Annotated in this window: 1 protein-coding gene and 2 pseudogenes; 1 reads left to right on the plus strand and 2 read right to left on the minus strand. The window is 46.4% G+C overall.

Annotated elements, in window-relative coordinates; translation table 11 throughout:
* Nucleotides 1–214 (minus strand): annotated as a pseudogene (locus tag ACJHVI_RS03415) (transposase); the annotation flags it as partial.
* A 317-nt stretch (nt 215–531) separates the two neighbouring features.
* Here ACJHVI_RS03415 and ACJHVI_RS03420 point away from each other — a divergent pair.
* On the plus strand, nt 532–2301 hold the full coding sequence (locus ACJHVI_RS03420) for an SLC13 family permease (protein ID WP_483183222.1): 1770 nt from the start codon (nt 532–534) through the stop codon (nt 2299–2301).
* Nucleotides 2302–2570: 269 nt separating this feature from the next.
* On the opposite strand, the pseudogene ACJHVI_RS03425 reads toward ACJHVI_RS03420, so the two are convergent.
* A pseudogene (locus ACJHVI_RS03425) lies at nt 2571–2694 on the minus strand (IS5 family transposase); the annotation flags it as partial.

The following is a 2694-nucleotide window of genomic DNA, read 5'->3' on the forward strand; positions in this document are numbered from 1 at the left end:
TCAACTTACGAAACTGGCGATGTAGCGCTTCAACCGTATTGGTGGTATAAATGGGTTTCCTGACTGCCTCAGGGTACTTAAAATAAGCCGATAGTAAATGCCATTTCTCTCGCCAAGAAGCTATCACCGCAGGATATTTACCGCCCCAGAGTCTGTCGAGTTCATCAAGGACCAATTCGGCAGATTCTTTATTAACCGCCTTATACACAGGCTGAAACCTTTGCAAAACCTCAAAGCATTTAAGTTGTTTTGGGGTTTTGCAAAGGTTTCAGGCTGCGGGAAAGTCGCACCGGCGCCGGTCACATTCGCGGCATAAGCACTGCCGGCAAGCGCAACAGCAGTCGATACAAGCAAAGTTGATAAACGGATTTCATAATCGTCTCCATGGTTGAATATTTCTGAGCACTTTATACCGCCGCTTTGTTACGAAAATATGTCGGTGTTTTTCCGGCAGACGGTGCGGGCGTAAATTTCCGCGCAGAAGCCTCGAATTGTCGTTATAGTGTGTGATAGTTAAAACATGGAAGCATTATGTGGCAGAGCTTATTTGAAACGGGCGAATGGCAGAAATGGTTTGTGTTGTGCAGCATTCCGATTTTGCTCGCCTTACTGATTTTAAACATCGTGCCAGCGGCTTTGGCTTTTACGGTCTTGGCGGCGGTCTATGTGCTGTTGGATATTGTCAGCATTCCCCAATTTCTCGGCGGTTTTACCAATACCGCTTTAATGACGCTGATTTTATTATTGATTTGCTCTATGGCGGTGGAACGTTCGCAGCTGATTCAGTATTTTTCCCGCCAAATGATTCAGCAGGACGAAAAGCGCAGTTTCATACGCTTGATTTCGGTGAGCGCGCTACTCTCGGCTTTTATCAATAATACCGCCGTTGTCGCCGCCTTCTTAGGGCAAATCATGCGCCAAAGACATATTGCCGCCTCGCGCTTGCTGATTCCTTTGTCTTACGCCACCATTTTAGGCGGCATTACCACTCTTGTCGGCACATCTACTAATATGGTCGTCAATTCTTTTGTGGTCAATGCCGGCTATGAGCCTTTGAAAATGTTTAGCTTTGCTTTGGTCGGCGTACCGATTATGTTAGTCTGCTTAGGCATTGTCTATTGGCGGCGCAATCATTTGCCCAATCATCAGCCAAGCGCCACAGACGAAACCGCCGCCTATTTTCTCACTGCCTTTGTGGGAGCTGAGTCCGATTTAATCGGCAAAACGATTAAAAGCGGTGGCATCGGGCAATTAGACGGTCTGTTTTTGTTAGAAATTATTCGCGACGGCCGCCTGATTTCCCCTGTCAGTCAATTTGAAATCATCATGCAGGGCGATCATCTTATTTTTGCCGGCTCATTGGAAAACGTGCAGCTTTTGCAAAAATTCAAGCATTTGCAGCTGCTCGGCGGTGCGGCAAACGAAGTGCTGAAATCGAATTTGGTGGAAGTCATCATTACCAATGAATCCGAATTGCTGTATAACACCCTGGAAAAAGTCGATTTTAATAACCGCTTTCATGCCGCCGTAGTCGGTATTCGCCGCGGCAACAAACGTCTGACAGGACGACTTGACCGCATTCCGCTGCGTGTCGGCGATGCTTTATTATTGGCGATTGCCGATACTTTTTACCGCCAGCGCACCAATGAGCGCAATTTCCATATCCTGAACCAAAACGACAAACACAGCCACACGCTCTCCAAAGGCAAAAGCATTCTGGTCGCGCTGAGTTTTGTGCTTGTGATTCTGGCTTCCGCCTTAGAAATTTTGTCTTTATTTAAAGGCTTGCTGATGTTGCTGGGATTGTATCTGCTCACCGGCTGCCTAAGCCTTGACCAAATGCGCCGCCGTTTTCCCTTTGATTTATTATTGGTTATCGGCTCGGCATTAGTAGTTTCCAAAGGTTTGGAGACCACCGGCGCCGCCGCTATGTTAGGACAGGCGGTCATGCTCTTATCGCCCGATAACAATGCCTATCTTTCTCTGCTGATTATTTTTGTGTTGACGGTCTTATTAACCGAGATCATTACCAATAATGCCGCCGCCGCCCTTGCCATTCCGCTAGCTTTGCAGACCGCCTCCGCTTTGGAAGTCAGTTATCTGCCTTTTGTGATGGCGGTGGCTTATGGCGCAAGTGCCTGCTTTTTACTGCCTTTCGGCTATCAAACCCATTTGATGATTTATACCCCCGGAAATTACCGCGTTAAAGATTTTCTCCGCTTCGGTTGGGCGATTCTCTTTACCTATGCGGCAGCGGCTTTATTGCTTATCCCGCTGATTTTTCCTTTTCGTCCTGCATAGTTCTTCATCGAATGGACATAAAAAAACCGGCTTGCGCCGGCTTTTTTATGTCTGTTTAATCGTCGCGTTCGCTCTCATGTCGTTGAATCTTGCCTGATTTGGCATCAATTTCAATCTCATGTTCTATGCCATTATGATAGACTGAAACCTTTGCAAAACCTCAAAGCATCTAAGTTGCTTTGGGCTTTTCAACAAAAATGGCATTATGTGCCCAAATTTTACCCATTCACCCTGATTAAACAGCCTATTTCAGGCTGCTTACCGCCTTTTCAGGCAGCAATAGGCACAATTAGCCTTAACTTATTGGCTGCTTTCAACAAATTCAAACACATCACCTTCAACACCATTTGCCCTTTGACTTTTTCCAAACCAAAATAGCTCGCCCGTTTACAC

It is taken from the genome of Suttonella sp. (assembly GCF_056855035.1).

Coding starts and splice junctions, on each gene's coding strand:
- ACJHVI_RS03420 (WP_483183222.1), top strand. CDS start 532: ATGTGGCAGAGCTTATTTGAAACGGGCGAATGGCAGAAATGGTTTGTG.